We start from the raw sequence: 462 nt of genomic DNA, 5'->3' as shown, positions 1-462 counted from the left end.
GGTCTAAACTTGTAGAATTACAAGAACAGGAGAAGGTAAAAATATATGGTGGGCAATGAGAAGCTCGAACGAAAGAAAGAAGAGGGGGAGACGGGGAGAGAGAAAAGAGGAGAGAAGAGAAAGAGCAAGGAGGGGGAAGGGAAGGAGAGAGGGGGAGGGAAGAGGGGAGGGAGAAGAAAGAAGAAAAGAGAGGGGGAGGGGGGAGGTGTTAAAGGAGGGGAAAGGGGGAGGGGGGGGGAAAAAAAAAAAGGAAGAAGGAGGGACAGAAAAGAAGGAAAAGAGGAGAGAAGAGAAAAAAGGGGGGAGAAAGAAGGGAGGGGGGGGAGGGGAGGGGGGTAGAGTGAGGGAATGTAAAGAAGGAGGTAGGGGGTTAGAGGAAAGTCACTCGCGCCATTTTATAGTGTCTTTCAGAGGTTGTTTTTTTTGTGTAAAAAGTGAGAAAGGAAAGGAAGAAAGGGAGGG

General features: G+C 49.1%; 1 protein-coding gene. It reads left to right on the top strand.

The features are described from left to right. The first annotated feature begins 45 nt into the window (after positions 1-45). The gene (locus J7R05_RS08000; protein ID WP_208541848.1) at positions 46-339 is read left to right on the top strand and encodes a hypothetical protein; all 294 of its coding nucleotides are present in this window, start codon (positions 46-48) and stop codon (positions 337-339) included. Positions 340-462: the final 123 nt, after the last annotated feature.

The sequence above is a fragment of the Bartonella capreoli genome (assembly GCF_902813205.1).
In the GTDB taxonomy this organism is placed as follows: domain Bacteria; phylum Pseudomonadota; class Alphaproteobacteria; order Rhizobiales; family Rhizobiaceae; genus Bartonella; species Bartonella schoenbuchensis.
Note: the sequence above shows the minus strand (reverse complement) of the source record. Positions and strands in the feature narration are given on the sequence as shown.

Coding starts and splice junctions, on each gene's coding strand:
- J7R05_RS08000 (WP_208541848.1), top strand. CDS start 46: ATGGTGGGCAATGAGAAGCTCGAACGAAAGAAAGAAGAGGGGGAGACG.